This is a genomic window from Pseudomonas sp. 1 R 17, assembly GCF_900067035.1.
Taxonomy (GTDB): domain Bacteria; phylum Pseudomonadota; class Gammaproteobacteria; order Pseudomonadales; family Pseudomonadaceae; genus Aquipseudomonas; species Aquipseudomonas marginalis.
Genome location: NZ_FKLB01000026.1, coordinates 1 through 1608 on the forward strand (window position 1 = coordinate 1; position 1608 = coordinate 1608).

The 1608-nt window shown below is 56.6% G+C and carries 1 protein-coding gene and 1 pseudogene; one reads left to right on the plus strand and one right to left on the minus strand.

The window, feature by feature from the left end; genetic code table 11:
- Window positions 1-246: pseudogene (locus tag BFP99_RS08415) on the plus strand (DEAD/DEAH box helicase); the annotation flags it as partial.
- 60 nt (window positions 247-306) lie between these two features.
- On the opposite strand, the gene BFP99_RS08420 reads toward BFP99_RS08415, so the two are convergent.
- Complete coding sequence (locus BFP99_RS08420) at window positions 307-1512, minus strand: ISL3 family transposase (RefSeq protein WP_065947083.1); 1206 nt, start codon at window positions 1510-1512, stop codon at window positions 307-309.
- Window positions 1513-1608: the final 96 nt, after the last annotated feature.

The window sequence follows — 1608 nt, forward strand, 5'->3', positions numbered from 1 at the left end:
CGTAACGGTGCACCGCGTGACGGCCAGGCGCGTCGCGAAGATTCGCGCAGCAACAACCGCCGCCCGGCCCGTGACGACCAGCCACGTTTGTCCGAGCCCGCCGTGCAGAACCCGCGCGGTGGCCCGGCGCCGAAGATCATCCACAAGGAGTCGAAAGCCGACCGCTTCCCGACACCCGAGCAGTTGGATCAACTGCCAGGCCGTCCTCGTGGTGAAAAACCGGCATTGCTGACCCGCAACCGCTGAGTTTCAAAGCGCCATGAAAAATGCCCCGCATCGAAAGATGCGGGGCGTTTTTTTGGTTCATCACGGATTACCGGGAAAGACGCTCTTGATCTTCATGAAGAAGAATTCGCTATCCCGGTAACCGTACGCCATCCGTTTGATGACCTTTATTCGATTGTTTATTCCTTCCAACTGACCGGTGTGCATCGGCCAGCGAACCCGACTGACGATGCCCCGCCAATAACCCTTTAGCCGTTTGGCAAACTGGATCAGAGCCGGTATTTCGCTTTCATATGCATGGCGCAGCCATTGCTTCCAGGCCGATCTCCAGGTCCAGGCAGTGCTCGGTGTCCAGAGCGTTTTGAGTTCAGCCTTCATCAAATAAACTGTCATCAGCGATTGGTTGGCCTCCAATAAATCCTGCAAATGGACCTGTTGTTCCGGCGTTTTCAGGTTCTGTGGGTTACGCAGCAACAGCCATCGTGCCTGCTTGATGACCTTGCGAGCCGGCTTGTTATGACGCAGCCGATTAGCTTCGTCGACGCGGACCCGATCAATCACCTCTCGGCCATATTTGGCCACCACATGGAAAAGGTCGTAGACCACTCGCGCTTTCGGGCAATGCTGGCGAACCTCCAGATCAAAAGCAGTATTCATGTCCATCGCCACCGCTTCGATTCGAGCGCAGCCCTCCGGCCCCAGTTCCTCGAAGAACGGCCTGACTGCCGCTCGGCTACGGCCTTCACCGATCCACAGCACTCGTCGTGTATCGGCATCCAGCACAACGCTGGCGTAACGATGACCTTTGAATAACGCGAACTCGTCCATGATCAGGCGTCGTGGTTGCGCCTTCGGCAACTCACTCAACACCGCCTGCAAGGCTCGACGCTCCAGCAACCGAACAGTGTCCCAATGCAGTCCAAACATCTGGGCCACGTGCAAGGTGGGAAGGCGCTCGCAGGCCTGAATGACCGCCTCGGCCAAGCGGCGCGTCATGCGGGCATAGCGATCCAGCCAACTGACGGCCTCCATGCGTTTTCCACAGTCGCGGCAGCCAACACGCCTGAGCAAAATGCTGAGGCTCACCGCGCGACCGAGAATGGGCAGATCACGAACGGTTCGCTCGCAATACTCATGAGTGGTTGAACAAGGTTTTTGGCAGCCGCCGCAGGAAGGGAATCGGGTGGCGTGGGGAATCAGATCGATCTTTAGAGCGTCACCATCGGGCTTGATCGTGACGACAGAAAAGCCCTCCCAAAAAGGAAGGAAAGTATTAATATCACGCATAAGAACGCCGGTTTTTTAGATGTGTTTGCTCGCACGAACATCATCAATCAAATCGGCGTTCTTGTTTCTGTGTTTCCCGGGATTCCGTGATGAACC

Coding starts and splice junctions, on each gene's coding strand:
- BFP99_RS08420 (WP_065947083.1), bottom strand. CDS start 1,512: ATGCGTGATATTAATACTTTCCTTCCTTTTTGGGAGGGCTTTTCTGTC.